27 protein-coding genes are annotated in these 25,993 nt (G+C 50.9%); 15 read left to right on the forward strand and 12 right to left on the reverse strand.

The genetic code is table 11. The features are described 5' to 3' along the window. Nucleotides 1-32: 32 nt before the first annotated feature. Nucleotides 33-929 carry an RNA polymerase sigma factor RpoH gene (gene rpoH, locus ACR0JE_RS01675; protein WP_480541160.1) on the reverse strand — a complete coding sequence of 299 codons (897 nt, stop codon included), beginning with the start codon at nucleotides 927-929 and terminating at the stop codon, nucleotides 33-35. A gap of 146 nt (nucleotides 930-1,075) precedes the next feature. Continuing rightward, nucleotides 1,076-2,110 carry an RluA family pseudouridine synthase gene (locus ACR0JE_RS01680; protein WP_480862525.1) on the reverse strand — a complete coding sequence of 345 codons (1,035 nt, stop codon included), beginning with the start codon at nucleotides 2,108-2,110 and terminating at the stop codon, nucleotides 1,076-1,078. Between ACR0JE_RS01680 and ACR0JE_RS01685 the strand changes: the two genes are divergently transcribed. After that, nucleotides 2,109-2,414 (forward strand): DUF6476 family protein, encoded by a 306-nt coding sequence (locus ACR0JE_RS01685; RefSeq protein WP_480862527.1) that lies wholly within the window; start codon nucleotides 2,109-2,111, stop codon nucleotides 2,412-2,414. The genes ACR0JE_RS01680 and ACR0JE_RS01685 overlap by 2 nt on opposite strands. Before the next feature lie 12 nt (nucleotides 2,415-2,426). Here ACR0JE_RS01685 and ACR0JE_RS01690 read toward each other — a convergent pair whose 3' ends face one another. The 4 genes from ACR0JE_RS01690 to ACR0JE_RS01705 form a co-directional block, all read right to left on the reverse strand. Further along, nucleotides 2,427-4,334: an ATP-grasp fold amidoligase family protein gene (locus tag ACR0JE_RS01690; protein ID WP_480862528.1), complete on the reverse strand. Its 1,908-nt coding sequence runs from the start codon at nucleotides 4,332-4,334 to the stop codon at nucleotides 2,427-2,429. Between the two features lie 25 nt (nucleotides 4,335-4,359). Next, entirely contained in the window at nucleotides 4,360-5,415 is a 1,056-nt protein-coding gene (locus ACR0JE_RS01695) for a glycosyltransferase family 2 protein (RefSeq protein ID WP_480862530.1), read from the reverse strand. Nucleotides 5,416-5,446: 31 nt separating this feature from the next. After that, entirely contained in the window at nucleotides 5,447-6,109 is a 663-nt protein-coding gene (locus ACR0JE_RS01700; RefSeq protein WP_353007850.1) for a class I SAM-dependent methyltransferase, read from the reverse strand. 96 nt (nucleotides 6,110-6,205) lie between these two features. Next, complete coding sequence (locus ACR0JE_RS01705) at nucleotides 6,206-8,089, reverse strand: glycosyltransferase family 2 protein (protein ID WP_480862532.1); 1,884 nt, start codon at nucleotides 8,087-8,089, stop codon at nucleotides 6,206-6,208. A 351-nt stretch (nucleotides 8,090-8,440) separates the two neighbouring features. Between ACR0JE_RS01705 and ACR0JE_RS01710 the strand changes: the two genes are divergently transcribed. The 8 genes from ACR0JE_RS01710 to ACR0JE_RS01745 all read left to right on the forward strand — a co-directional run bounded on the left by ACR0JE_RS01710 (nucleotide 8,441) and on the right by ACR0JE_RS01745 (nucleotide 15,582). After that, nucleotides 8,441-9,550, forward strand: a complete 1,110-nt coding sequence (locus ACR0JE_RS01710; RefSeq protein WP_480862534.1) for a glycosyltransferase — start codon at nucleotides 8,441-8,443, stop codon at nucleotides 9,548-9,550. Then, a complete protein-coding gene (locus ACR0JE_RS01715) occupies nucleotides 9,537-10,319 on the forward strand; it encodes an FkbM family methyltransferase (RefSeq protein ID WP_480862536.1) in 783 nt (260 codons plus the stop codon). The genes ACR0JE_RS01710 and ACR0JE_RS01715 overlap by 14 nt, the downstream gene beginning before the upstream one ends. A 716-nt stretch (nucleotides 10,320-11,035) precedes the next feature. Beyond that, a complete protein-coding gene (locus tag ACR0JE_RS01720) occupies nucleotides 11,036-11,317 on the forward strand; it encodes a hypothetical protein (RefSeq protein ID WP_480862538.1) in 282 nt (93 codons plus the stop codon). Next, nucleotides 11,314-12,579, forward strand: coding sequence for a relaxase/mobilization nuclease domain-containing protein (locus ACR0JE_RS01725; RefSeq protein ID WP_480862540.1), 1,266 nt, complete (start codon nucleotides 11,314-11,316; stop codon nucleotides 12,577-12,579). Before ACR0JE_RS01720 ends, ACR0JE_RS01725 begins: the two co-directional genes overlap by 4 nt. Before the next feature lie 24 nt (nucleotides 12,580-12,603). Next, nucleotides 12,604-12,939 carry a hypothetical protein gene (locus tag ACR0JE_RS01730; RefSeq protein WP_480862542.1) on the forward strand — a complete coding sequence of 112 codons (336 nt, stop codon included), beginning with the start codon at nucleotides 12,604-12,606 and terminating at the stop codon, nucleotides 12,937-12,939. Nucleotides 12,940-12,969: 30 nt separating this feature from the next. Then, the gene (locus tag ACR0JE_RS01735) at nucleotides 12,970-14,319 is read left to right on the forward strand and encodes a type IV secretory system conjugative DNA transfer family protein (RefSeq protein WP_480862544.1); all 1,350 of its coding nucleotides are present in this window, start codon (nucleotides 12,970-12,972) and stop codon (nucleotides 14,317-14,319) included. Nucleotides 14,320-14,331: 12 nt separating this feature from the next. Then, a complete protein-coding gene (locus tag ACR0JE_RS01740; protein ID WP_480862546.1) occupies nucleotides 14,332-14,895 on the forward strand; it encodes a DUF7678 domain-containing protein in 564 nt (187 codons plus the stop codon). Nucleotides 14,896-14,934: 39 nt separating this feature from the next. Continuing rightward, nucleotides 14,935-15,582 carry a hypothetical protein gene (locus ACR0JE_RS01745; protein WP_480862548.1) on the forward strand — a complete coding sequence of 216 codons (648 nt, stop codon included), beginning with the start codon at nucleotides 14,935-14,937 and terminating at the stop codon, nucleotides 15,580-15,582. A gap of 81 nt (nucleotides 15,583-15,663) precedes the next feature. Here ACR0JE_RS01745 and ACR0JE_RS01750 read toward each other — a convergent pair whose 3' ends face one another. Further along, nucleotides 15,664-16,989 (reverse strand): hypothetical protein, encoded by a 1,326-nt coding sequence (locus ACR0JE_RS01750; RefSeq protein ID WP_480862550.1) that lies wholly within the window; start codon nucleotides 16,987-16,989, stop codon nucleotides 15,664-15,666. 156 nt (nucleotides 16,990-17,145) lie between these two features. After that, complete coding sequence (locus tag ACR0JE_RS01755; RefSeq protein ID WP_480862552.1) at nucleotides 17,146-17,850, reverse strand: recombinase family protein; 705 nt, start codon at nucleotides 17,848-17,850, stop codon at nucleotides 17,146-17,148. A 70-nt stretch (nucleotides 17,851-17,920) separates the two neighbouring features. Between ACR0JE_RS01755 and ACR0JE_RS01760 the strand changes: the two genes are divergently transcribed. Continuing rightward, nucleotides 17,921-18,676, forward strand: coding sequence for a hypothetical protein (locus ACR0JE_RS01760; RefSeq protein ID WP_480862554.1), 756 nt, complete (start codon nucleotides 17,921-17,923; stop codon nucleotides 18,674-18,676). 72 nt (nucleotides 18,677-18,748) lie between these two features. On the opposite strand, the gene ACR0JE_RS01765 is transcribed toward ACR0JE_RS01760, so the two are convergent. From ACR0JE_RS01765 to ACR0JE_RS01780, 4 genes are all read right to left on the reverse strand, one after another. Next, complete coding sequence (locus tag ACR0JE_RS01765; RefSeq protein ID WP_480862556.1) at nucleotides 18,749-19,072, reverse strand: H-NS histone family protein; 324 nt, start codon at nucleotides 19,070-19,072, stop codon at nucleotides 18,749-18,751. A 134-nt stretch (nucleotides 19,073-19,206) separates the two neighbouring features. Further along, nucleotides 19,207-19,713 (reverse strand): antirestriction protein ArdA, encoded by a 507-nt coding sequence (locus ACR0JE_RS01770; protein WP_480862558.1) that lies wholly within the window; start codon nucleotides 19,711-19,713, stop codon nucleotides 19,207-19,209. Nucleotides 19,714-20,006: 293 nt separating this feature from the next. Next, complete coding sequence (locus ACR0JE_RS01775) at nucleotides 20,007-20,477, reverse strand: hypothetical protein (RefSeq protein WP_480862560.1); 471 nt, start codon at nucleotides 20,475-20,477, stop codon at nucleotides 20,007-20,009. 18 nt (nucleotides 20,478-20,495) lie between these two features. Then, nucleotides 20,496-21,326 (reverse strand): hypothetical protein, encoded by an 831-nt coding sequence (locus ACR0JE_RS01780; RefSeq protein ID WP_480862562.1) that lies wholly within the window; start codon nucleotides 21,324-21,326, stop codon nucleotides 20,496-20,498. 598 nt (nucleotides 21,327-21,924) lie between these two features. On the opposite strand from ACR0JE_RS01780, the gene ACR0JE_RS01785 reads away from it, so the two are divergent. From ACR0JE_RS01785 to ACR0JE_RS01805, 5 genes are all read left to right on the forward strand, one after another. Further along, nucleotides 21,925-22,911, forward strand: a complete 987-nt coding sequence (locus tag ACR0JE_RS01785) for a hypothetical protein (RefSeq protein WP_480862564.1) — start codon at nucleotides 21,925-21,927, stop codon at nucleotides 22,909-22,911. 153 nt (nucleotides 22,912-23,064) lie between these two features. Next, complete coding sequence (locus tag ACR0JE_RS01790) at nucleotides 23,065-23,538, forward strand: TIR domain-containing protein (RefSeq protein ID WP_480862566.1); 474 nt, start codon at nucleotides 23,065-23,067, stop codon at nucleotides 23,536-23,538. Beyond that, the gene (locus ACR0JE_RS01795; RefSeq protein ID WP_480862568.1) at nucleotides 23,535-24,155 is read left to right on the forward strand and encodes an Nmad2 family putative nucleotide modification protein; all 621 of its coding nucleotides are present in this window, start codon (nucleotides 23,535-23,537) and stop codon (nucleotides 24,153-24,155) included. The genes ACR0JE_RS01790 and ACR0JE_RS01795 overlap by 4 nt, the downstream gene beginning before the upstream one ends. A gap of 8 nt (nucleotides 24,156-24,163) precedes the next feature. After that, nucleotides 24,164-25,291: a hypothetical protein gene (locus ACR0JE_RS01800; RefSeq protein WP_480862569.1), complete on the forward strand. Its 1,128-nt coding sequence runs from the start codon at nucleotides 24,164-24,166 to the stop codon at nucleotides 25,289-25,291. A 1-nt stretch (nucleotide 25,292) separates the two neighbouring features. Beyond that, a complete protein-coding gene (locus ACR0JE_RS01805) occupies nucleotides 25,293-25,976 on the forward strand; it encodes a hypothetical protein (protein ID WP_480862570.1) in 684 nt (227 codons plus the stop codon). Nucleotides 25,977-25,993 lie beyond the last annotated feature (17 nt).

Consider the following 25,993-nt stretch of genomic DNA (forward strand, 5'->3'; position numbering starts at 1 on the left):
TTGAGCCGGCTCGATCTACATTCAATGTACTCTTAGGTCGTACTGAGCATGCCCTTTTCGCGGGCCAGTTCGCGCATCTTCTTCTGCAGCTTTTCAAAGGCGCGCACTTCGATCTGGCGAATGCGTTCGCGGCTTACATTGTACTGCGTGCTCAGTTCTTCAAGCGTGACGGCCTGATCCATCAGACGGCGCTGTGTCAGGATGTCTTTTTCCCGATCATTCAGCACCTCCAATGCCGCTGCCAGAAGCTCTCGCCGTGCGTGCAACTCATCACGGGCCTCATAGTCGCCGGCCTGGTCTGCATCTTCATCCTCAAGCCAATCCTGCCACTGCATTGTACCTTCGCCTTCGGACCCGACGGTCGCGTTCAGCGAGGCGTCACCACCGGACATCCGGCGGTTCATGCTGATCACTTCTTCTTCTGTAACGCCCAGATCTTCGGCGATCTGTTTGACGTTTTCCGGCCGCAGGTCTCCTTCCTCAAGCGCACCGATACGTGCCTTGGCCTTGCGCAGATTAAAGAACAGCTTTTTCTGCGCCGAGGTGGTGCCCAGCTTGACCATCGACCATGACCGCAGAACGTATTCCTGGATCGAAGCGCGAATCCACCACATCGCATAGGTCGCCAGCCGGAAACCTTTTTCCGGATCGAACTTTTTCACGGCCTGCATCAGGCCCACATTTGCTTCGGAAATCACTTCGGCCTGCGGCAGACCATAGCCGCGATAACCCATAGCGATCTTGGCCGCCAGACGCAGATGCGACGTGACCATTTTATGCGCGGCTTCAGTATCTTGCTCTTCCACCCAACGCTTGGCGAGCATGTATTCTTCTTCCGGCTCCAGCAGAGGAAATTTGCGGATTTCCTGCATATAGCGGTTCAGGCCGCCCTCGGGCGTCGGTGCGGGGAGATTTGCGTAATTTGCCATATATGATGTCCCTCCGACAAATGTTTACTTCTTTAACATAGGAGATAGGTAAGGAACCCACGCCTTTCAAGAGGTACCGTTAACAGTTTGGAATTAAGCTTTGGTAAAGGAAAGATAAGAAACCCTTACTCACAACAGTTTGCGGATTATGTCAGCGGTGTGCGCAGAGTGTCGATCAAATTCCGCATATCTTCTGGCAATTCGGCCTCAAACCGCAGGTTTTCACCCGTTACAGGGTGCTCAAAGCCCAAAACAGCAGCATGCAGCGCCTGTCGTGGAAAGGCGCGTACGGCCTCGGCAGTCATGGCGCTGAAGGCTTTGGCCGCAAGTTTGCGCTTACCGCCATAGACCGGATCGCCCACCAGCCCGTGCCCGGCATGGGCCATATGCACCCTGATCTGATGTGTGCGACCGGTTTCCAGCCAGCATTCGATCAGGGCCAGCCCGGCGGGATTGCCAAAACTCTCGACCACCCGTGCCCGGGTGACGGCATGACGCCCGCCATGGAACAGCACGGCCTGCCTTTGTCGGTCCGTCTTGTGCCGCGCCAGTTGCGTGGTCAAACGCATGATGTTGCCCGGCTCGAAGCTGACGCCTTTTACCCCGCGCAGTCGCGGATCGTTGGCATCCGGCACCCCGTAGCAGATGGCGCGATAATAACGCTCGACACTATGCGCCTCGAATTGGGCGGCCAACCCGTGATGCGCGGCATCTGATTTAGCTACGACCAGCAAACCACTGGTTTCTTTATCTATTCTATGAACGATACCGGGGCGCTTGACACCACCGACCCCAGAGAGATCGTCGCCGCAATGGTGCAACAGAGCGTTGACCAGTGTCCCATTGGGCGAGCCCGGCGCCGGATGCACCACCATGCCTGCCGGTTTGTTGATCACGATCAGGTCTGCGTCCTCATAGACAATCTCCAGCGGAATGTCCTCGGGGCCGATATGGCTGTCTTCGGCTTCGACAACCGAGATGGCCACCGCAGCGCCTTCGAGCACTTTATATTTCGGATCGAGAATCGTGGCACCGTCAATGGACACCGCACCATCTTCAATCAAACGCACCAGACGCGTGCGCGACAGGCTTTCATCGGCTGGCACATCACGCGAAAGCGCCTTATCAAGACGAGGCGGCGGATCGACCGCGATCTGAAACTCTATCTGGCGGGTGCCCATGACTGTTCCTTCCGACCCCCAAGACGAACCGCAAGAGACGCCGCAATTGCGATTGCTGCGGCGCATGGTCATGCTGCTGACCGCGGTGATGATTGGCGGGGTTCTAGTGACATTCGCACTGATTGTCATCCGCCTATCGGACCGCACTCCCACCCTGCCCGATCAGGTCGAATTGCCCGATGGGGCACGCGCGCAGGCGGTCACGATTGGCAGCAACTGGTATGCGGTCGTAACCGACGACAACCGCATTCTGATCTTCGACAAGACAACCGGTAACCTGCGGCAAAGGATATCCGTAGACTAAAACGGTGTTGCTTTAGTTCGGGAACAGTCGCGTGCCCGTCCACGCATCGCCCAACTGAGTGTCAAGCTCTGGCGTGCGCATCTGACGTTTCCCGCCAAACGGACAGAGCGTGATTTCACCTAGGTAAATCTTGTCGCCAATCGCATAGAGGTCGACCCTTGCGAACTCGACCCGTTGGCCAATGGCTTCGGCGATCCGCACCATATCGTGATAGCGTTCTGGCTTTGGCTCGGTATCTTCGCTGGTCTTGAAGTACAACTCTTTGGGAATAAAGTTGAAATCCCGGTCGTGGATCATCTGCACATGCCCGCGCGAGCGGTCCCGGTCGACCTGAACCAGCTGAACCCGCCCGGCAACAACCCAGAATTTCCAGTCGATGATATCCTCTCCTTCAGCGGCGAGGTCTTCTTCTATAAAATACCGCGTGTCGATGGTTGAATACCACCATTCGGCCGCCCAGTAACCGTGAGGCACAGGCTTCTTGCTCCAATTCACAAGCTTTTCATTGGCCAGGGCGCGCTCTTCATCGCTCGTGGGCCAGATCATACGATGGTTCTGACCCTGGCCGTTGTTGCATTTGAGCCAGTAGCTACCCGGTTCCAGATCAAGATCTTCGGGCAATTCCGGCGTTGGAGAGTTCCAGTACCGCTTGACCGGTGTAAGAAGACCTTGGGCAGGTTCAGGAACATAGCCTTCTGCCGTCAGTTTGTCGGCGGCAGATACTACGGGCATCTCGGCGAACAATTTCATGACCAAGAGTTTTTCAGTCACGGTCATTGGGTTGGACAAGTCCGGCAAATAGCGTTGGTTATTTGCAAATCGCGACAGGGACATCGATAAAGCATGCATTCGGGATACATCGTTTTGGTAGTGATCCCAGCCGCGTTGATAACCCGCTTGGGGCGCGCCGTTCACACCATATAGATCACGTTCTTTGATCTTATCCAGCTCAAGTTGCGCCACTTTCAAGTATTGTTCTGAATTAGAAACCTGAGCAACAGACATCACGCCGTTTGTGGATGCGCTAATCTCTTCCTTGCTAACGCGTAATTCGGGCAGATCGCCCGGAAACTCGATCTTCTTAGGCGCATCTCTACCCTTTCGCGGCAATGGTGCGTCCGCTGGGCTGACGCCCAGCCCGCGCAGGCGACGATCCAGGAACGAATGACGTTTGATCCCGTTGGCGACCCACCACCTCATCCTGCGACCCCATAGATGTACCGCAAGGGTTTCGTCGGTCAGATACTTGTTGCGAAACTCGCGCGCAGGAATGTCGTTCGCCTGGCCCGTTTGACGAAATGGAAGCGGATAGAACACAGATACAGGGCTTGCGTGCTCGATTTCGCCATGATGTTGAAGGAACCATGTCAACACGCCCGGTCCATAGACACTATGAGCCTGTTCCGACGCGTGGGGCAGCTCGCCGGCCCGTTTCTGACGCTCCAACTCTTCTCGTTCTTCTCCTTCAACCCAAGGTCGAATTGGGAACGGATCGAGGCTGTATTCAGTATAGCCCTGCAAGGCCGGGCTGTCTTGCGGCAGCCGCATGATCGCATTGCAGATCGTCGTATTGTTGAAATAGCCGAAGATATGATCCGCTTTTGGTATCGGCGCCAACGCGATCACATCCGTATCGCACCAAAGGAAATCGGTTTTCTTCAACAGTTGCAGTCTGAAAATGTCAGATTGCGGAACTGGCGTATTGAACGTGTTGTTCACTATGAACTGTTTGGGCTCATGAATCTCATTTGCTGAAACCAATTCAATACCTTCGGGGACGTTCTCGACCTCGCCATAATGGAACAGTACCACCTTGTGCCCATTCGCAACGAAAGACAGAAGACACATCTGCTCAAGAAAGCTCAGCGGGCCTTCCAACCAGAGCATTCCAATCGTCGGGAGCTTGGGGTCGACAACCATTGCGTTGATACTCCGGGGTCTTAGGTCACATTTCCGGTTGGTTTAGGCCAGACGGGCGCTGCACGTTTTCGCTTGTGACGCGGTCGCGCACGCCGCGATCCTGCTTTACAAAACTTGCGGCGGGTTTTTCCACAAGCCGTTGATATAGCTGCTCATACTCTGGGATCTGCATCAGGTTCGAGATCAGATCCTTATGCCAACGGAATGCCTTACGATGCAATCGCTGAAGGGTTTCGTCTGATTTGAACTGCTCCAATATCTCGGCCGTTTCGTCCTGATAACGCAGGATGGTTTCGTCCTTGGAGCCGCCTCGGTTCCAGCGATCCCAATAGTCGGTTCCAAGTGTATGAGACGAATGATTTGCCCGTCCACGGCTACGCTTGGCCAGATACGCCTGTGTTGAACGCACAGCATAGTGGTTGATCTGTGCAATTTCAAACCCAAATGGCGGCGAAACATGGTTGCCGAAAGGTGCGGGCTCTCTGGCATGCCCACCCGCCACGGACCGGAATACGCTGGACTGGAATTCGGGTCTGGGATGTGGGTTGTGCAGACCGAAACGATTATAAAACTCGCCTTGCCGGAAAATCGACTTCACAAAACGACGCCCGGCCCCGCCCTGCTCAAAATCCAATTCACCGTCATCGAACTGCGCCGTAACAGGGGAATCGCGCAGTATGTGCCGACCGCTATTCGAGAATATCTTCCAGGGGATCGAGATCACATCCACGTCGGGAGTCGCCTCGATCAGATCGTCAACCTTATTGTTGCCCACATGGATATTCAGAAACTCGTCGGCATCGCAGACATAAACCCACTTGGCCTCTTTCACTGCGGGCAATCGACGCGCCTGCCTGAGGGCTGATCGGTGAATTCCTCCGGCGCCGACCCGGTTGCGTCGAAATTCGACATGCCCAAGCTCTTGCAACCGTCGCAGGATACGGTTTGTCCCGTCCGAACAATCGTTGGTGTAGACGATGATGTTGTCAAAGCCGAGCACCTTATGATGGGCCACCCATTCAAGGATGTAAGGCCCTTCATTTTTCATGGCCGAGATGACGATTTTCTCAGGGTTTTGCATCTGATGCGCTCGGTCTCAATACGTGGCCAGATCAGTCCTTACTATCGACCTGAGGTTCGATTTTCTCGATCGCAATTTGCGCACCCGCAATGGCTCTGATGCGCAGATGCCTTGGATACTGACCCAGGAATTCGTTCACGGCGCGTATGACCCCATCCCCCCACCAGCCGCGGCGATGGTAGTCGTCGAATGCCATGATGCCGCCAATCTTCATCTTGGGAAACAGCGCAGCCAGATCCGCCGAAACACCTTCGTAAGAATGATCCCCGTCCACATAGGCAAAGGATATGCTTTCATCATCGAACAGGTTCAGAGCCGGGACTGAGAAGTCGCGTATAATGCCAACCTTCCCGTCTTCGATCTCTTTCTCAAACGACTTTTTAACCTTCTGGAAGATGGCTTCCATCTTCTCGTCTTCGGTCCGACCGACAAAGGCAGTTGTGTGCGACTCTTCCCCGATATGTTTCCAAGGGTCGATCAGGAACAACTGACTGGGTTCCAACAGCTTCAGTATGGTCGGAGAAAACTCCCCCTGCCAGACACCGATCTCAACCGCGACCCCACCTTTGGGCAAGCGGGACAGAAAGGTCCGCCGGATCGCCTCTTTCGAGTTCTTGCGCTTGGTCGCCTTGTCCGCCTTGGGTTTGGGCTGGCTTCCCGGCGCTACGCCAATCACCTTGGGTTCTTCTGACATCTCGACCTCACATCGCAGACGGGTTTAAGCCTTGCACAGAACCCGTTTTTGTTCGTTGAGCCATCGTTATCACGCCAGCCCTTCAAGAACCAGAAGCTAAGTCTCTTCTGCGTTAAGTGGTGGTAATTTGTCGATCCCAAGCCACGGTGGTTGCAGGCTGGTTATCCTGTATCGGCTGGCATTCTGCCCCAGAAATGTGTTGATCGCCGCATTCATCCCGCCATATGAACCACCCCCGCGACGGCGATAGGTGGTGAAGGCGATGCTACCCCCAGGGGCCAGCACACGGTCAATCCTGCGCAGCAAACCATTCATAACCCGCTCGGACCGGACGCCTCTGATTACTGCCACTCCTACGGATTCAACCGGAAACAGCTTGAGCATCAAGGGCGGCATCGCCCGATAGACGCGCAATCGACCAGACAGAATGGGTTCGCGAAAATACTCCAGAAATGCATAGAACGCGCGATCCAACGCCTGCAGTTCGGGATTTTGCGTTGTATCGGCACAGGCGAAACCGTTCCACGTCAGCCCCCATGGCGCCAGTATCGAAAGTTTCGAGACAGATGTCAGCGCCAATATTTCCTCAACAATTTCGGTTTCAACCTGCCCGATCAGGACCCAGGATTTCTTGCCACTGATTGATTTGAGAAAACTGCGTCGCTGCTTGGCGGTCCTTTCAATCTCGGGCGAAACAGCCGGAAGATGGCTTATGTCCTTTGGATCAAAGGGCACGGAAACCTGCGTTGGCTCAGTGATCTGCGCATGTAATGCAGCTGCTTGTTCATGCACGAAAGGTGTGTCCAACGCGTCCAGCCGCACGAACCAAGGGTAGTTGTTCGGCTTGGAGTTTTGTGCGTTTGACATCTGCCCGATGCGATTCCACTTGGCGACCTGGGCAAAGGTAACATTCGGATCTTTGTAAGTTTCCGGATCGAAAGACACATTGGCCTCTTCGACGACGCCCAGATCAAGGGCCTTTACATTCTGGCCGCCCTTGAAGCTTTTATACTTCTTAACAAAACCAATGGCGGCCTCAGTTTCTCGAATTGCGCCGATCCGGTTCTTATGGAACGCCACTGCCTGTAGGTGTAACGTATCCAATTCATCGTCTGAACGTAGTCGATCGTAGGTTTCGCGAAGACGCGCAACTTTCGACAGGATCGAAGTTTCTTCGACTTCGTTGTAGCAGTGTAGATGCCAGTAGGCCTGTCCGGTTGTCTCCATCTTTGGGTGAAAGGCTGTGGTGTTCACGTCGCCGCGGACGCGTTTCATCAAATAGCTTTCGATCGATCGCACAGCATAGTGGTTCATCCGAAACAGGCTGCCCCCGAACCCTGCGCCGGTTGTTGAAAAGGCCCACCCCCTACGCCGCATCGCAGGCGGCAAGGGATCCCCATCGCCATCAATCCAGGCGAAACTCTCTGCTTTATTCCCAACGGGCCCACGCGGACGGTGTGTGTTTAGAGAATGATAAGACCCGTTGTTTCGGATCAGGGACTTAAACGCGCGCAGGTTCTGCGGCAGAACCGCACCCAAATCGCAAGCTTTGGTGAATTGTTCGATCACAAAACGATCTTCAAAATCGACGACCCCGTTGTGCCCAAACAACTGCCATAGCGCTGCAAACCCGTCGGCATTGGGCTGAGCCTGGAACAAGTCATCGAGAGTGCCATCGCCGATGCGGATGTCAAAAAACTCATCCACATCGCAGACCATGATCCACTCGGCTTCTTTGTACCAGGGATGCTTCATCGCATTTGTGTAGGCAGAGGCCTGCGGACCGTGTTCCCAAGGCCCAGGATTATCGATATGAGCCAGAAACCCAAGCTCTTCGCAGCGTTTGAGGATGGCATCGGTTCCATCCGAACAATCGTTCGAACTGACAATGAAATGCGTGAACCCGATCGAAAGATAATAGGCGATCCACTCAAGAATAAACGGCCCTTCGTCTTTCATCGTGGATACGACAAGTCTCATCTATTCTCACCTACAACCGCGTTCAGAGCGTCAAGACCGTAAGTAAAACCATGGCTTAGGTGGCCAGCGCAACAGTCTTGACTGCTCAGCTTTGTTACGGGTCCATATTGTGCTTTGCAAGCGCGCGCACGTGATCGCATAGACACGATAGGTCAACAAATCCGCCCCGCCCCTCAAGATGCAACTTGCCACTTGGTCCGTGCATCGTGCACCACCAACAAAGGCATTAAGCGGCTATTTGTTGGCCGCATGGATGTCATAGGCCGCGCGTCAGAAGCGGTTCCACAAGACAGGCGGGCGCAGCAAATACATTGCTTTGTGTTGAAGCGCCTGAAACAAGAGGTCGAGCACATGCCAACGATTTTTTCCAACGCGCCGCTGGGAAACAATCCGTATCAGCGCATGATCTACAGCAGCTTCACTGACTATGACGTCCGGGTTGTTCGGTTAAATGCCTTCTACACAGATGGATTACCCCCGATGCAGGCCGGTGATATCTACTGGATTCACTGGGAAACGGTCGAATTTGGCAGCAGGAACGATATCCCCGCTGAGGAACGTTTTGCCAAGATCGAAGCTGGTCTTGCAGCGCTTCGGGACAAGGGTCTGAAAATCATATGGACGGTTCACAACTTCCACCCGCATAACTCTGGCAGGGATATGGACGCGATCCACAAAGGTCGCGCCGTGCTGGTACGCCAAGCAGACAGAATTCACCTGCACACACCCCACGCGGTCACCTTGATGGCTCAGACTTATCACATCCCACAGCATATGATCCTGCGTGTCGCCCATCCCAGTTACCTGGGGGTTTATGAGCCTGCCGAAGACACGTTGGCTCGACGCGACACCCTGCCGCCCGCAGAACACCGCCGTTTCGTGCATATCGGGAAAGTACAGGAAAACCGCGGCGGTCGGTTTATGTGGCAGGCTCTGAAAGCACTCAATATCCGCGAGCAAGCCTGGGAATTGGACATCGCAGGCGCTGTCATCGCAGGCGAGCGTCGGGGGCAGCAGCCAATCAGAGCGATGCCCAATGTCCGGTTTCATGACCGGTATCTGCCGGATGAAGAACTGCGCGATATACTCGCCCACAGCCATGTGTGCGTTGCGCCCTTCAGCCGTATTCTGACATCGGGTTCGGTCAATCTGGCGCTGACCTTCGGCCTTCCGGTCATTGGGCCAAATGTCGAGGCGCTCAGGGACCATCTGCCCGAAGCCACGCATCGGGCATTGTACACCGATGGCAAAGTGCGGGGCATGATGTTCCAGATGCGAAAACTTATTGATATGGACACAGAAGAACTGTTGGCACTGCGCGCGGCTTGCATGGATCATGCCGTTTCAATTCGACCAGAAGTTCAAAGCCAGGCGTTGCGCGAGGCAGTGTTACAAGACACGCCCGCTGCTGTCACACAAACCTGCTTTGCTACCGAGGGTGTCAAACATGCCGAAAATTGATGCCTTCTCCTTTCGCCGACTGCTGCGATCTGTTGGCCTGAAAGTCGTCGAGTTCGAAACCGGCGAGTTTGTTGGCCCGCGCCCGGTCATGCGCCGGCTCAACTCTGCTGGCCTTTCTGTCATTCAAGGCGGTGTGACATCTGCAAACCTTAGGAGTTTTGAATTCGAGGTCGACACAATCCTTGATGTCGGTGTCGATGCCGGTACGCCCTTCTTGTACGAAGCATTTCCCGACAAAAAGTTCGTCTTGTTTGATCCCATCGAAGAAACCGCCCAAAGGGTCGCATCTTGGCGCGAACGCATCGATTATGAACTTCACATTGTCGCGCTGGACGCGGATGAAGGTGAGGTTGAACTAATCATTCCCACAACGGATCGCAAACGACGGTCCTTGGCGACAGTCGCGGGTTTTTCAGCGGAATATGAGAACCGTATCGTGGATACGGAAAAACGCATTGTCCCGAAACAGCGCCTCGACAGTTATACCAATGAAATTCCCGGCCGATTTGGTTTGAAAATCGATACCGAAGGCAATGAGCTGGCCGTGATCCGAGGGGCAAGGGAAACCCTGAAACGGACAGAATTCGTTCTTGCAGAGGTTTCGGTGAAACGGCGTTTCAAGGATGGCTATCGTTTTAGTGAGTTTGTCGCCGAGATGGGCAAACACGGCTTTGAACTGATCGAGGCCCCGCGCCCGGTAGACAGAGACGCTCCTGATTGCGATCTGCTGTTCGTGCCATGGGATTCGAATTGGTTCGATTTGGATTAAGTTGATGACGGCCAGCAACACCTCCAAGACTGCAGGCATCCCCCTGAAGTCGCTATGAATATTTCAGCGAGAAGTGCGAAGGACCCGCATGGCTATTGACCGCACAGCTTTCCTGATCCGCACTTATGATAACAACTCTCAAGTTCGACAGCTTGTGCGTGAACTCAATGAACATGTGACCCAAAACGTCTATCTGGTATGATGAAAGCGATGGCCCAATCGACTTCGGCAATGATCCCAAACCGTTACTGTCTCCTCAAACAACTTCGAAATGGGGCTTCAGCTGACATCCTGATGATTGGGATGGTTTTGTGGCGATTGCTGTTACTACATCGCCGCCGAAGAGATCGAGGATTTCGACTATTTCTGTCTTTTTAAAGCAGATTTGGCCCAAAGGGATAAGGCCGTGTCGACGACGGTGGAAACAGAAGCGGAATAGTTACTTCTGGGTTATTCCCAAAAAACAAAGGTCTCGCCAAAAAGACGTAACCCAGTGTTTTTGTGGTGCGCTCGGGAAGAGCGACTTCGAACTGTTCTGGTCAAGACAAGACCCCTGATCTGGATGAGATATTCAACGAGCTAGAGCGTTGGCATGACATCCTGAAAGATCACGACAAATCGTTTCTGCGGGGGCCGCGACCATGACACGCCCCGCTCCGTTTTCCCTTCGATTGACCGACACTGAGCGCAAGCGACTGGAATCCCAAGCTGGGTCCATGCCGTTGGCTTCATACATCAAGTCCGTGGTTTTTGCCGACGAGGCCCCCAAATACCGTAGGCGGAAAAAACCACCTGTTGCGGAGCAACAGCTCTTGGCTGAGGTGCTGGCGCGTCTTGGCCAAACCCGTACATCAAGCAATCTCAACCAGATCGCCAAGCATCTCAATCAAGGGACTTTGATTCTTGATGAGGAGTTGGAAGCTGACCTCAAACGCGCCGTCGCTGAGGTGGCATGGCTGCGGGCCGCGCTGATTGAAGCATTGGGGATCAAATCTTGATCCTTAAAGGCTCACAACGTGGCGGTGCAAAGGCTTTGGCTGATCACCTTATGAATGAGCGTGACAATGATCATGTCTCATGCTTAGAGTTGCGTGGTTTTTTATCTGATCAACTTCACGGTGCCTTATCCGAGGCACACGCCATTTCCAAAGCAACCTGTTGCAAGCAATTTATGTTTTCACTGAGCTTGAACCCACCTGCTGGGCACGATGTCACTGAGGATGCGTTTATTGAGGCGGCGGATCGGGCCGAAGAAAAGCTTGGCCTGAGTGATCAACCCCGCGCAGTCATTCTCCATGAAAAAGAAGGCCGTCGCCATGCCCATGTAGTTTGGTCGCGCATCGACGCGGACGAGATTAAGGCAATTAACCTGCCCCACTTCAAAAACAAGCTGCGGGATGTGTCCCGTGATCTGTTTCTGGATCATGGATGGAACTTACCCGATGGTTTGGCAACCTATGGGAACAAGTCCCCCCTGAACTTCACATTGGAAGAATGGCAACAGGCCAAGCGCCAAAACCTTGACCCGCGTGAGATCAAACAAGCATTCCAACAGGCATGGGAACGCAGCGATAGTCAGATCGGTTTCAAAAACGCCCTTGAAGATCGAGGGTACTTCTTGGCGAAGGGAGATCGGCGCGGCTTCGTCGCTTTGGATATCTATGGGAACATCTATGCAATTCCCAAATGGACCAGCCTGAAAGCCAAAGATGTCAGGGCAAAGCTAGGTTCACAAGAAGACTTGCCATCAGTTGCGGACACACATTCTGAAATTCGAGGCAAAGTCACCAGCCAAATTCGAGACTTCATCTCTCAAACAAAGGATCGCCAGTCCCGCGAATTTGACCCGCTACGCGATGAGCATACGAACCTCAAACATGCCCATCAAAAAGAGCGACAGAAGCTAAGAGACGGTCAGGTAAAACGGTGGGCCGAAGAAACTAAGGCCCGGTCCGACAGGCTCAATAAGGGGCTGCGAGGCTTGTTTGATCGCCTGACAGGCAAAGCCAAATCTATTCGCTCTCAAAACGAAAAAGAAGCACGCGCCCGTGCCCGTCGCGACCAGAAACAGCGCGACTTCATGGTTTGGGAACAGATGAAGGAACGTCGTGCCCTGCAAAAACGCGTTGTTGCACTGAAGAAACGACATCAAGGCGAACGCCAGCTTTTGGCACGCTCCATCAATCAAGCTCTGAGTAAATCGAACCAAACTCCATCTAAATCAATTTCACGCAAGCCCAGACTTGGCTTGTCCCTCTAATCCTTAAGAAAACTGGATGTTTGAATGCTGAACCTCCCTCAAGAACTGAGTTATACACCCATGTTCATTCGTATCGGCATCATTGTCGGAATGACTTTTGTCGGGCTGGCCATTGGGTGGCTGCTCTCCGCAAACTCCGCGCAGTTTCGGCGATTTGCTGTGCCTGTCATTGGCCTAGGATTGGCGGCACTGGTCCTTACGCCTTGGGCCATACTAGCTTGGAATGCCGCCATCGTCCTTGCTGTGACCGGTTTCATTGTCGGTTTCCGCTATTGGCGATTGGGTTGGTTCTCTGGGGCATTCTCGCCGCCTACAACATTCGGGTCCAGCCGCTGGGCTACGCCTGAGGATGTCGCCTAGAATGGCGTCCTTGGCTCAAACGGGATTAGGTTGGGCAGTATCTTCACCGAAGCAGGTTCTGAGAAAATTTCATATGGCGGTGATCGGCATCTCCTGACGATTGCTCCAACTCGCGCAGGCAAAGGCACAACTCAGATCGTGCCCAATCTCGTGACATATCAGGGCTCCGTCCTGATCATTGATCCCAAAGGCGAAAACGCCAAAATCACAGCGGATCGCCGCAAGGCAATGGGCCAAGATGTTAGGATCATTGACCCATGGAACATAGTGAACAATGACACCATCGAACCATCCCGTTTCAACCCACTCGACTGGTTGCAAGTTGATGATCCTGACATCGGGGAAAACGCGATGCTTCTGGCAGATGCTCTTGTTGTCGGAGACAATCACTCTGACAGCTTTTGGATCGAAGAGGCCAAAGCCCTTATCCAAGGTGTCATTCTCTACGTTGCCACTGACCCGCAAGAAGATGGTCAACGCCATCTTGGGCGCGTCCGCGAACTCTTGTTGCTTGATGGCGAAATGCAACAAGAGTTCTTCAAGCACATGTTCAAATCGCCCCACCACATTGTCGCAAGCACAGGGGCGCGGTGTTTGCAGAAAGAGCAAAAACTGATTGCCAATGTGATGGCGTCCGCCCAAGCCCAGACCCACTTTCTGGATAGTGCCCGTCTTCAGGACAATCTGCGGGTTTCTGACTTCAGTTTTGAAGACCTAAAGACAAAACCGACGACAATTTACCTCGTGCTGCCTGCGGACCGGTTGAACACTTTTGGCCGCTGGCTGCGTCTGCTGGTACAACAGGCAATCACCATCAATGCCCGCAACATCGACGTGCTGCCACCAAAACCTGTCCTGTTTATACTGGATGAGTTCGCCGCCCTCGGAAAACTGAGCATGATCGAACAGGCATACGGTTTAATGGCCGGATTTGGCATTCAGCTTTGGGCTGTAGTTCAAGACCTGAATCAGCTTGAGCGCATCTACGACAAGGGCTGGCAGTCGTTTATCGCCAATGCCGGAATGATCAACTACTTCGGCTCTTCGGACAAAATGACCTCCGAGTATTTCTCGTCCATGTGTGGTGAAACAACGGTTTGGAATTTCTCGTCAGCCCTGTCGCATGCGTTCGGCAGCAGCAATAATAGCGTGAACACGACCGATACGAATTCTGATACGCGCGCCGCATCGCAACGCAAGCTGATCTATCCAGACGAGTTGATGCGCCTCAAACCCGGCCAACAGCTTATCTTGATCGAGAATATGCACCCGCTCATGGCTCAAAAAATACGTTGGTTTGATGACCCTAAATTGAGTGAGTTGGGCATAAATCTACATGCCTCTGTCAAGACCGACACCAGCAATCACATGCAAGGATAAGGAATTCTTCAAATGGCCGATGATCCCAAAAAACCAAACAAGGGCTTTCAGTTTCGCAAAGGTGATGACGCGAACAACAAGAAGATTCAATTCAGACCCGATGAAGACCCTCGCACCATTGCGGACAAGGATGCCACGGCCCCAACCCACAAGCCCAAACAGGTCAAATCACTCGGCGCAGCGTCTTTTTCGCCGATGGGCACGATTGCGATTAAGGGCACTCGTAACGTCAACATATCGGTCATCTCAGAGGAAATCCCCGACCGTGAGGAACTGGTTCGGTTGGATCGTGAAGACATCACCGTTCAATATGAAAATAAAGGTTTGACGGTGCTTGTTCGCAAAGAGGATGAGATGAGCAGTCGCGGTATTGATGGCGGTTACATTTCTCGATTGACCGTCACCCAAGGCGAAGTTGGAAACGAAGAGATACTGGCGCATTTTGATAAAGGCCAATGGCTGAAAGAACCTGAGACCTTTGTTGAAAAACAAGTCGTTGAAGAAGCCAAAGCGATGGATAACGGTATTGATCGCGAGTTCAGAACGCCAGACCGCGAGAATGATCCAGAGTTATGATTTCTAGAAATAGGTCATAATTTATGATATAATTTTTAAATGAATGAACCAGTCTTTCCCCTTTTCCCTGAAACAGAGCAAGAAGGCCGCATGGTGGTCAACGCGCTTGGCACAGAAGAAAATGTGGTCATGCCCAAAGGGTGGTGGGATTACTTCGATTGGTGCGAAGCTCAAGGATGGGACATGAAGGAATGGGTACGGCAGCTTGATGTGATGCGCCCAGTCGATATGACGCTCAGTGAGCACATATGGGGATCGCTCTGGAAGCTGGAATGCAGTCGATACAAGCAAGGTTTATCAGACCCGTCTGCCGCCTCTCCTGATGGCTACGATGAGTTCTTGGAAGCAGTCAGAAGCGGTGAATGCAGCGAGCTTTTTCCGCGCGATCATCCCGGACAAGAACCTAACCGAGATGAGTGTCTACCCCGCGTCGTTAAAAACGCATCAGGCAATGATGAAGTTATCTCTTTGCCTCTAAAGCACTGGAAGCACTTTGATTGGTTGGCCATGCAAGGTGTCGATATGGATGAGTGGCTAAAAAAATGTGATCTGGGCAAAGCTGACTACGACGGCTTTCGGCTCAGTTTTTCAGGCCATGCAGAGATGCTTTTGGTTCAAAGCGAAGAACGCCTTCATAACAAAGGCGTCGATGTGCCCCTGTTCATCAAGCCAGACAGAAACGGCTAAATACGAGAACGCGCCACTAACCTCAGAGAGGTACTGGGCAACAGCGTTCGAAAACAAACTCCAATAAGTAAACGAAGTATATCATTTACGAGTTGACGCAAGCACCAATAGTGCATCGTCCCGCTGCTTCGATGTTATCAGACCCTTATTGCACAACACATCGAGTGTGTACTTCGCCGCCCTTTTTAATTCATCTCTCCGGTCTTCATTGCTTAAATATTGAACACCTTCGAACTCATTACTCTTGAACCCATAGATTTGCGACCTAACGTCGTCGCCATGATCAATAAAAAATCCGCGAACTTCATCTGACTCCACTTCAAAACCGCAGGACGGGTTTGAAAATTCATAAAAGCAGTATCCAGCCTTCTTTCTTGTTAAGTCCAAATATTCGATAAATGCTTTATCTGTATAGTGAGCGACTTCTCCTTCACCATGTGTAATCGCGCCACGATAGCGAAGATCGCTTTCAAAAACATTACCTTCAAACTCTAAGTATCCAGCGCGGGAATATGGACGTTTTCCTTTAGAGAGTTTAATTTCAAATAGGCCAAAGGTTGCAACACTCCCGTCCCTGACACAAAGGGTCAACCAGTTCCCAAGCTTGTCAACTAAATCACCTCTACCATACCTCCTCATTACACTTTCATGCTGGTAATCCACTTCTACAGGGTTTCCCCATGTCCTGTGATCTTCCAGTCGTTTAAAGTAATTTTCAAAAAGATCGACAGTTTTTCGCTCGTTCGACTTAAAAACGCTTTCTCCCAAACTTCCCGTAACCCATCCAAAGTATACAGTTGATACTCCGTCACCTGATGTCAAAATAATGAAGTTCATGATCGGGGTGCTATGTCTTAGTATGACGATTTTATGTGTGCCCCCGAACTCTTTTGGTCGAGCTATATGCTGAAACGGACCAGCAAAAAGTTGCGATGGACCAACGATGTCGGTCCATTCACCCTCTCTCCTCCCCGGAAGCCATTTATTGTAAATAGAGAGCCATTTACTTGAAATTACATCACTATGAGATGAATATGAGCCAAGATCGGTCCGCTTGACCTCAACGGCGTCAAAAATAGCGGAATTTATTTCACGAAAAACAACAGAAGATCGTATTTTAGTAACTTCTGTCTTCTTCGAGAACGTTTCTAAATCCTCCATCATCTCTCTTCGGGCATTTATGCTTGTTCCTAAAAACTCTTCAATCGCCGTATTGACATCAGACTTTAGAACAAAAAGCTCCACCGCGCATGCAATCAGGAAAGAGGCCGCTGATATTAATGATGCACGCGCTGCCTCAATCTTAATTCCTATAAGACCAAATAATTCAGGATAAACAAGAGAAACCAAAGAGAACGCAAACAGCAAAAAATTTGCATTTCTTTTTTTAAATATGCTATTCTTCATGCGATTAGAAAGTAACTTATTATGAGAAATGAATTTAACAAGGGAGGCACCCCGCTACCGGTGGGGGCAAAGGTTCTATATTTTATCGGCTTTGGGCTCATTGCTACTATGCTGATCGAAGGCACACAAGAAAAAACAATTAAGGAACCAGTAGTGTTAGAAAAATCGCTCTGCCCCTGATCTACCTTCTCGCCTCTCCACGACTGGGTTTTTGGGCCTTCCAACGTGAATACCGCGTTCTTTTGCAGCTTTCATACCTGCCTTGGTGCGTTCGCTGATCAAATTGCGCTCATATTCCGCAAATACTGCCAACTGACCAAAGATCATTCGCCCTACGGCTGTTGACGTGTCGATACCTTGGGTAATTGCGTGAAAGTGGATACCTCGGTTTTGCAAGTCTTCCAGAATAGACAACAAATGGATGGTAGATCGCCCCAGCCTGTCCAGTTTCCAAACGGTGAGTGTGTCGCCTCGCTTCAAGTCAACGAGCATCTGATCAAGTGCGGGCCGTGCCGCCTTTGCGCCTGAGACACCGTGATCAGTGTAGAGTTTGACACATCCGGCCTCTTTGAGCGCGTCTATCTGTAACGCTTCTGATTGGTCCGCATCAGACACGCGGATATAGCCGATCTTCCGGCCATTTCGGGCATCTGATTGATTGGACGCATCTTTCTTGGTTTTGCGCTCTTTCACCTCTCCAGTGTGACAGGTGAAATCCATCGAACAAGCGGTTTTCATGGCAAAAAGTCCTTGTCTTAAGGGGTCCCTTTGCAAAGCCGCTCTAAGGTTGGGTTTGGTGATCTCATTGATCTGAGATTTCTGTGGATAATCAACGCCTGAGTGATTTGGCGCGTCAGTCATGATAAATGTAGAAAAAGGGACCCCTTTCGGCCCCGGCAATCCGACGACTCAAGCGACGAAAGGGATTGCTTTGAATATTCATCGTAAATTCGATCTCCACACCGTCACCGCGCATGACTATGCCGTTGTTCGCAAGACTGGTGGATTGGCCATTCGCAACGACACATCAACACTCATGATCTTCTCGAAAGAACGTGATGGGTCATGGACCATGATTGAGGCTGCACATGAAGACTGTCGTGACGTGAGCTTGATCGAACCGGATGCGATCATCAAATCGCCCGCCTATTTGGGGCGCGGTTTGTTGGCATCCAGTGAGAGCGTGGGCAACGCAGCAGGCACAGGCATCGCAAACGTCCTTGCCAAACGCAAAGCAAAGAAAGGGTCTGGCCTTCGTATTCGGCTGAAATCTCTGGATCACCCCGAGCTGTTCATTCCCATCCCCGAAGATATCAGCCGCATTCAAGCCTTCGAAGCCGTCAGCCAGTTCTTTGAAATGGGTAAGGTCGAGGGGCGCAAGATCGACTTTCCACACTACATGCAAAACACGTCAGCCAGTCCAAGGTCAGATAGATCAAAGACGTTGATTGAGGGTGATCCCGGGGAAGCGTTGGCACGGTTCGTCAAACATCCCGGTACGCTGGCTGTGCTGTGTGGCGGCTTCGGTTTCCTCGCACACAACGTCTATTCCTTCACAGAACGCCACGGCGGGTTTGAGAACGCGTTTCCAGAGGACAAGGCGGGCTTCTTTGTGTTCCTGGCTTTGGCTATCGTCTTCGGCTGTCTCAGCCTGTCACGCTGGAAAAAGACCAAACGCCAGCAATGATGGCACCCATCAAACTTGCCTAGAATGCCCCGTTTTTGGGGCATTCAGTTTTTGAGAACGGAATCCAAAAACTCAGATCGTTAGATCGTCGATGGATTTCCCGGCTTCCAAAGCCGCTTTCACCCATGCAGGTTTACGACCTCGTCCGGTCCATGTCTGTGTCGGATCATCCGGGTTGGCATATTTGGCAGCCGACTTGGTCCCCGCTTTTTTGCCCTTGCGACTATGCAGAGCAATCACATCCTCAAAAGCCACGCCCAGCTTATCCGCAATCGCGCGCATTTCTTTCAATGCAGCTTGCAATGTCTCCTTTTCCACTTCCACAGCGCGCTTTTCGATCTTCACTGCAAGCTCTTTCAGTTCAGCCGCATTCAGGCCGCTAATGTCCACCGACATCTTGTTTCCCTTCATTCTGTCCAACCGCGACAAAGCAGAAAACCATTCCTAGAGCAAGTAAAGCCATCTATGCGCGGCCAATAGCGGCAAAACCAAGCCAAAGGATAAAATGACTAGAAGGAGCCATAGGCTCCTCACCCAACCCGATAGATCAATCGCTGGCCCGCAATTTCTATCTCAGAATAATCCATAGCCAAATCGCGGGCGAAAGCATCAAAGTCGAAATAGAATCGCATGCTTTCCGGCATGTCGCCAATGATACCTTCATCAACAAATTGCTCGGCCAAGTCACGCAGACTATCGAGATGGTAGATATCAACGTCCAACTCGTTTGGATCATCAGCTTCAAGATCAAACTCTAGGCCGTATTCTCCAACGCCTATGATGTATCGCCGCTTGTCTTCCTCGTTCCAGACATCAACAGCATTCAAATACAGCCCAATATTGCCCTGACTAAGCCCGATGACTCTTGCCAGTGCAGCGTCGATATCCGAGCCATCGATGAACTGGATTTCGAATTCTTCGACGGGTTCACCGTGAGCATCCACCAGCCTATGGGCGATAGTGTGAAATTCGTCCTCGTTCTCAAAGTAAAACCCGACAGCGTCTAAACTATATGGTTGTGCGAATAGCTTTGTCATTTTCTGTTCCTCTCTTTGTCCTGACGTGTTGCGCATGCAACCGTCTGGCCTCCGCCGAGGAACGGGGGTGCAAGGATCAAGGTCGTGTGCCTGCCACACGGGACCAGAGCCACGCGGAGCTGCAATGCACATGAAGCGAGCATGGCGAGGACCCACCCATTGATCCGCGCCGTGGGCGGTAGCCCTAAGACTCGAAAACTATTTCGAAAAGTGAGCGACCGATACAGTCGCGAAACACATCAGACATCTGGCAGGTGCTTTTTAAAGAAATGAAGTTCGGCTTGGGTAGTGCGCTAGTTAAAAACGCAATCCATTACCAATTGAGCCCGATCCGGACCGGGTAAATGGCCGGAGAATACATTCCCCGGAAGCCCGGATAACTCAAGCATGACCTGTCGCAAATCAGCGGGAGTACTGATGAATCCTAAATCTCTTAAAGCGCGAGATGCGAAGCAATCAGCATTTACCTCATTATTTTGTTCAGGACGAAGAGCATGATGACCACACTCGTGAGCGAACCACCATTGCTGAACTAAAGGAGAAAACTGATTCAGTATATTTGGGTTCATAACAATAATTGGACGCCCCAAATGCCGTGTGGCAATACCAACATTGTTTAAACTGTAGTCTGGTATGTACTGAACTGGCTCTCCTTGGAAGGAGGTGCAAGGTAACGGCTGCGCTTGAGCTTTAAACGAACTCAACAGAACTAATACAAATGCAAAGATGCAAGAATTCACTCTAAAGAAATATTTCACTGTCACAATATTCACTCCTCATATCTAACTCCCGCAACTACTCGTCCTCATAATTTCGAATTGAGCTTGCGAGATCATTATTTCTTTAGTCGCGGCAGGTAAGTTAGGAATTTTTGTTTTTAACTCTTGTATTGCATTGGAAGATTTTGAACAATTCCCTGAATAAGCTTCCAATATTGACCTGCCAACCAAAAACTGCGCCGCAGATGTAAAGCGATTTATATCTTTTGTCGCTAAAACTTTCGTAACAGCTTCTCGAGAACGACTTCGAGCCAAATCCAAATCACGACTTTCTCCATCACCGTAGAGTATTCGAGAAACTTGATTAATAGCGACGGCCTTTAGAAAGTCAGTTTGAGCGTTTTTTTCAGCGATATAAGCAATTTCAAGTGCCTTCGCTTGACGACCTATGCCAGCGTAGTTTTCAGAAAATAGAATCAAATCTCCAGTCTCAATAAAGTTTAAAACATCATCTCCAATAGCCTCGAGATTGGAGAGATGACTCATTACTTCAATATTCATTGGTCCTGAAATAGCTACCAGCTTCATAGGATCACCGCTGGATGCAGCTTCGGCCGCTTTCCAGCTTAGCTCGCTCAAACCCCGGGCAATCTGTTTGGCTTGCTGAACTTTTCGCTCACCTCTATCAAGCTCGGACAGTATTCTATCGTAGATGCCTAGCCCCCCAACAGCGATTGAAATCGTAAGTGCGACAAGCCCAGCCCAAACCCCAAAACGATGCGAAAAGGAAGATTTCTCTGCTTCAAAATCGGCCTCTAGTCGCGCTATGCGATCAAGTAAATCCGTTCTAGATTTTGTAGCTGTAGGCGCATTAGCTACCGAGTCATCAATCACAAGCATCACCCTGAAAAAGTGTCTAACAATAAATTTGACTGAATTCTCAGATGCTACCTTCGCTGTTGGCTAAAAGCAACAGAGAAGGTATCATTACTTAATAGGCTGTAAAGATAGCGTTGTTCGCGAGGATAGAACGTTTGCCAATGGCAGCCCAAAACATCGCCTATTACTCGTCCCACTATCAGATGTTTCGAATTCAATTGGCTACAGTGCCCGCTGTATTAGTGGATGCAGGGTAAGTGATATCTCTTGCTCGGGTTTAGATTCGATAAGCTGACGGCATTCGATCCGCGCAGGGTTGATCTATGGGGTGTTGGGGAGAGATGACTTCTCCCTGACGAGGGATTAAACAACGATATGTTTGCTGGCTGGTTCAGGACTCAATGTCCTGCTCCAGTCATAGCTTAGGGGGATGCAACGGGGGCGCGCAGCGAACCCCCTTGCCAAGATGTGCGGTACTACCGCACACATCTTGCAGCGAGCGCGAAATTCGAAACCTGCTTTGAATGCGGGTCCGTTAAGGGTAGCAAAATCAATTCACTGATGCCAAATGCATAGCATGTTAGAGAACCAAATAACTTCTATTGAAACGGCTATGTCCGCCGCGCTGGCCCACTATGAGGTAACAACTGGCGAGCCGTTCGACGTGGTGCCTAAACTTACGTCTGTTGAAGACGATGAATTCTGGGCTGTCGCCGAACTAGATGGCGATACTGTTAGCATCTCAGTCAGTATAGGTGTTGTGCAATCGCTTTCTGACTTATGGGACGCAGTGGTTAAGGATGACGATTTTCTCAATGGCGTAGGTACGCCAGTTTCGATTGATCAAGCTGAAATGGTGCATCTTGGTTTGGTATGGCTCTTACTACATGAACTGCATCACTTTCAGATGGGGCATTTTAGTTTTACTGGGCGCTTGCGCCTAACCGAGGCTAACGTACCTGAGCGGTTAGGCTTGGTTCAGCAAACCACTGAGCGTCCCAGCGCGTATGACACAATCGACAAAGCTGATTGGCCGAAAGTTGAACCTTGCCTTGAAATGCAAGCCGATCACGACGCCATAGAAATGCTACTAGATGCATATTCTGCAGATGGATGGGAGTTAATCCGCAGCCGTACTGCGGCCATCTCTGCTGTTATGATGCTGATCGAGCGAGAAGATTCAAAGGGGGGACATGGCGGTGTTTCGCACCCCAAAGCCGCAACGCGTGTTTTCCAATTGCTCGGGCATGTGATTGAGATGCCGCTGATCCAAGAAAAATCAGCTCAAGCTCGACCCGAGTTGAACATTGATCCTGCAATCCCATCGGATGAAGAACAAAGCGCCTTCAACCGCCAAGTGACAATCCCCTGCTTTTTCGACGCGCTGAATCTAGCACGTATCGCTGAGGCCGATACCGCGATGGAAGATTTGGGAAAGGTGCAAGACTTCTTTCGGGACGTCCAGATCGCAAAGTTGGGTGATGCGACGCAATTTCGGCACCTGACTACAAGCGGGGCTTGTCAATGGGCAGAATTAGCTATGCTAAACCGGAAAGAGCATTATGAACCCTACAACTCGGTTATGGTTGCCACATTGTAAGTAAAGCACCAATATAAGAGGATTTATTCAAATATTTTTATTGACTGATCTCGCAGCGTATCTGATGATCACCATGAGAACAAAAAGATAACATCAGGGAGGACACGCTGAGCGCTGCGGCGCTTGTGTCCTCTTTTTTTTAAGGGTTACGAAATGGCAAAAACGCAAAATATCTTCATCAGCCACATCCACGAGGATGACGCCGGCTTAAAGAAGGTCAAGGACTTGTGCCGCAAGCATGGTTTGACCGTTCGCGATGGCTCTATAAACAAAGAAAAACCAAACAAGGCCAAAAACGCGGACTACATTCTCAACAAAGTAATTGGCCCTCGCATCAAATGGTGCAGCACTATGGTTGTGTACATCACACCACAGACAAAAAATAGCGAATGGGTCAACAAAGAGATTTTGCGAGCCGAACGTCTAGGCAAACGCATAGTAGGCGTTTGGGCTCACGGCCATGCAGGGTGTGAACCACCTGCAGCGCTTAAACATATGTCGGATGCCATGGTTGGTTGGGACGGTGGAAGAATCGTTGACGCCGTGACTGGTAACTTTGATGGCCAAGAAAATACCGATGGGTCCGTCGCATCGCCACCAACATACAAGAGGGTCGCCTGCCAGTGACCAAATTGTACTGCTACAAAGTCGCCCGTGACTTCGGGTTTGCCCCGAATCCGTTCTGGGGTGTTTGTTCGCTTGCTTGTTGTAAGCCAGATATCCGCCGCAGGGCTCAAATTGGAGATTGGGTCATTGGTGGCGGTTCCGCGCAAAACAAGATGCGTCATCGCGTCGTTTTTGCAATGCACGTGACAGAAACCATGTCATTCGACGAGTATTGGAACGATCCCCGCTTCCAATGCAAAAAACCGGTTCTGACGAAGTCAGCAAAGCATTTTTTTGGCGACAATATCTATCACGATGTCATTGAAGGGCAGTCTGCAACCCAAGCCGATTCACACCACAGTCATGCTGGAGGAAAAACAAACTACTTGAACTTACATCGCGACATTGGCAGCAACCGCATCCTTTTAAGCGATGACTACATCTACTTTGGAAAAGACGCGCAACTGCCGCCCAAAGACATTCAACACTTCGAAGGAACAGATTTTCCGACAGATGTGCGAAACTATCAAAATTCTTACAAACCCGAACACATAGACAAAATAGTTTCATGGCTTCGCAGCTATCAAGAGTGGGGCTTGCGTGGTTTGCCTGAAGCTTGGAAAAACCCTTTTTCTTAGGACATATTATGACCCTTTCGATCAAAGAATATCAAGAAATCGCGACCATTACTGACCGATTTGAAGACGATGAGATTTCACCCATTCTGCTAGGCTTGTTCGGAGAAGCGGGAAGTGTGATGTCCTCTGTGAAGAAACTCAAGAGAGAGAGCACCGCCTTTATCGGGTTTGAAAACTCTGTAATTGATGAGCTCGGCGATGCCTTTTGGTATTTCACTGCATTGGTTCGGAGGCTTGATGTTTCGCTCGATGACCTACTAGCAAAGGCAGTTGCGAAAGGACCAAACAGTAGAGGCTTCCAGCCAACTGATGATCCGACACGCCCTTTTGCGTCTGTGAGGGAAACCAATGTTGAGTCATGTGATATGACGGAAGCGCTTCTAAGTCTTGGACAGTCCACGACATCGCTTTTTAGCGCAACCAAATCGGAAACGAAGATCGGCGAAGAAGAGCTTATGGCCTTTTTGGATGCGTATTTTCAAGTCATCGCATCCGCAGAAATATCTTTCAATCGTGTGCTGTCCGCTAATGCAGCAAAAATAAAGGACAGATTCGTTCTTCCCGATCCCGACGAATTGCCAGACTTCGACAAGAACTTTCCAGAGGTAGAGCAACTCCCCCGTCAGTTTGAAATCGAAATGATGGAACGTGAGAATGGCAAAGTTTATCTCAGATGGAATGGTGTATTTGTAGGTGACCCGTTAACCGACAACATACGTGAGGAAGACGGGTTTAGGTACCACGATGTTATTCACTTTGCTCATGCCGCAATCCTACATTGGTCCCCGACAATGCGCGCTCTTTTGAAGCAAAAACGAAAAAGCAAAGCTGATTTTGACGAGGGTGAAGACAGTGGACGGGGCAGCGTGGTTGAGGAAGGACTTGCCGCTTGGGTGTTCTCTAAGGCAAAGGATCTCGATTACTTTGAAGGCCACGACAAAATCTCAATCGATATCTTGAAGGGCGTCAAAGACTTTGTACGAGGCTATGAGGTCGAAGCTTGCCCGGCTTCACTTTGGGAGAGGGCGCTGCTTGATGGATATGCGGTGTTTCGGAAAGTAAGGGAGAATCGTGGGGGCGTAATTGTCGGTGATCGAAAAGCACGCACCATCCAGTATCGCCCATTAGAGGATTGAAATGACAACTGCTGCTCCAGAACCCACACCGCTGCTCGATTTTGAAGTGGCCTCCGACTTGAGTGTTAAGCTTCAAATCGGAGGGTATGCTATTATTGGTGTTTTGACAGTTGCTTTGTTGGGCGTTGCATGGTGGTTTTGGGGTCGAAAATTTCTACTCCGGGATTTAGAGTTTGACGCCGCTGAGTTCGGCTTTGGAAGCTCGAAGTTCCAGTTTACACCAAATGCTATGGATCGACAGATTGCCTATGCGATCTGGGTGGAGTTGAGTACACGCAAAATCGGCCTTGAAATCGACCTCGAACACGATGTCATCACCGAGGTTTACAACTCTTGGTATGAGTTCTTTGGCGTCACTCGAAATCTCATAAAAGAAGTCCCCGCGCACAAATTGAAGCAAAAGGGAACTCGTGCAATCGTCAAAACTTCTGTCCATGTACTAAACGACGGATTGCGACCGCATCTCACCCGGTGGCAGGCTAGATTTCGCGGCTGGTTCGAGGCTCAGACGATCAGCGAAAAAGAGCCTCAATCGATTCAAACCGAGTTCCCAGCGTTTGAAGAACTAAGCGAAGACTTGCTAGCAATCAATGCAAAGCTCATCACATATAGAAAGACCATGTATGAGCTCGCAACTGGAGACAAGGAAGTCGTCATAGATATCGAAAACGAAAGCGAAGCCTAATATCAATCGCTATCAAA

The sequence above is a fragment of the Ruegeria sp. H3 genome (assembly GCF_056533095.1).

Coding starts and splice junctions, on each gene's coding strand:
- ACR0JE_RS01690 (WP_480862528.1), bottom strand. CDS start 4,334: ATGGTTGTCGACCCCAAGCTCCCGACGATTGGAATGCTCTGGTTGGAA.
- ACR0JE_RS01755 (WP_480862552.1), bottom strand. CDS start 17,850: ATGACTGACGCGCCAAATCACTCAGGCGTTGATTATCCACAGAAATCT.
- ACR0JE_RS01800 (WP_480862569.1), top strand. CDS start 24,164: ATGACCCTTTCGATCAAAGAATATCAAGAAATCGCGACCATTACTGAC.
- ACR0JE_RS01720 (WP_480862538.1), top strand. CDS start 11,036: ATGCCGTTGGCTTCATACATCAAGTCCGTGGTTTTTGCCGACGAGGCC.
- ACR0JE_RS01710 (WP_480862534.1), top strand. CDS start 8,441: ATGCCAACGATTTTTTCCAACGCGCCGCTGGGAAACAATCCGTATCAG.
- ACR0JE_RS01745 (WP_480862548.1), top strand. CDS start 14,935: ATGAATGAACCAGTCTTTCCCCTTTTCCCTGAAACAGAGCAAGAAGGC.
- ACR0JE_RS01705 (WP_480862532.1), bottom strand. CDS start 8,089: ATGAGACTTGTCGTATCCACGATGAAAGACGAAGGGCCGTTTATTCTT.
- ACR0JE_RS01790 (WP_480862566.1), top strand. CDS start 23,065: ATGGCAAAAACGCAAAATATCTTCATCAGCCACATCCACGAGGATGAC.
- rpoH (WP_480541160.1), bottom strand. CDS start 929: ATGGCAAATTACGCAAATCTCCCCGCACCGACGCCCGAGGGCGGCCTG.
- ACR0JE_RS01750 (WP_480862550.1), bottom strand. CDS start 16,989: ATGAAGAATAGCATATTTAAAAAAAGAAATGCAAATTTTTTGCTGTTT.
- ACR0JE_RS01730 (WP_480862542.1), top strand. CDS start 12,604: ATGCTGAACCTCCCTCAAGAACTGAGTTATACACCCATGTTCATTCGT.
- ACR0JE_RS01770 (WP_480862558.1), bottom strand. CDS start 19,713: ATGACAAAGCTATTCGCACAACCATATAGTTTAGACGCTGTCGGGTTT.
- ACR0JE_RS01785 (WP_480862564.1), top strand. CDS start 21,925: ATGTCCGCCGCGCTGGCCCACTATGAGGTAACAACTGGCGAGCCGTTC.
- ACR0JE_RS01715 (WP_480862536.1), top strand. CDS start 9,537: ATGCCGAAAATTGATGCCTTCTCCTTTCGCCGACTGCTGCGATCTGTT.
- ACR0JE_RS01740 (WP_480862546.1), top strand. CDS start 14,332: ATGGCCGATGATCCCAAAAAACCAAACAAGGGCTTTCAGTTTCGCAAA.
- ACR0JE_RS01700 (WP_353007850.1), bottom strand. CDS start 6,109: ATGTCAGAAGAACCCAAGGTGATTGGCGTAGCGCCGGGAAGCCAGCCC.
- ACR0JE_RS01685 (WP_480862527.1), top strand. CDS start 2,109: ATGACTGTTCCTTCCGACCCCCAAGACGAACCGCAAGAGACGCCGCAA.
- ACR0JE_RS01695 (WP_480862530.1), bottom strand. CDS start 5,415: ATGCAAAACCCTGAGAAAATCGTCATCTCGGCCATGAAAAATGAAGGG.
- ACR0JE_RS01680 (WP_480862525.1), bottom strand. CDS start 2,110: ATGGGCACCCGCCAGATAGAGTTTCAGATCGCGGTCGATCCGCCGCCT.
- ACR0JE_RS01805 (WP_480862570.1), top strand. CDS start 25,293: ATGACAACTGCTGCTCCAGAACCCACACCGCTGCTCGATTTTGAAGTG.
- ACR0JE_RS01765 (WP_480862556.1), bottom strand. CDS start 19,072: ATGTCGGTGGACATTAGCGGCCTGAATGCGGCTGAACTGAAAGAGCTT.